General features: G+C 58.9%; 1 pseudogene. It reads right to left on the reverse strand.

Annotation, left to right across the window (positions count from 1 at the left end):
* Positions 1-273: 273 nt before the first annotated feature.
* A pseudogene (locus AC1DH9_RS30530) lies at positions 274-591 on the reverse strand (glycosyltransferase); the annotation flags it as partial.

Consider the following 591-nt stretch of genomic DNA (forward strand, 5'->3'; position numbering starts at 1 on the left):
GTGTCCATCAGGGGGCATCGCCTACGGTCTGCTTCGCGACGACCTCCTCTCGATGTGTCCGGCTGCGCCGTACGGCGCTGCGCGCCCACCCCCTGATGAACACCTCCACTCGGCCTCCCGAAAGGGGCGGGTGGATCAAGATCAACAGCGGCAGGCGAGCTAACGCTCGGCCTGTTGAGTGGTGAAGGCGAGCCACTTCATTGTGGGCGGTTGATATCCGTAGGAGCTGCCGAAGGCTCGGGGCGCGTTCGGACGATCTTTTGGAAGCTGGCATCAAACAACAGCGGGAGACCGCGCTTGCTTGAACGATCCCACATAGCCGTTTGTCTGCAATGCATCAGCCTTGAATGCTCGCTGTCCGGTCAATTGGTTGTACACCTTTGCCCTGCGGTGGCTATTCGCGTAACCGCCCATCGCTGACACCGTCCCGCTCTGAATATGGTCCAGATAACGGAATATCGTGCGTGGCGAAATAAAGCCGATCTTGTAGTTCAGCGCGGCCATTCGATCTTGCAGTTCGTAACCGGGATTGCGCCCATCCATTTGAAAGCGCAGGCCGTGTTGTTTAACCAGGCGCACGTTCCACAGGGT

The sequence above is a fragment of the Pseudomonas sp. 05T35 genome (assembly GCF_056396605.1).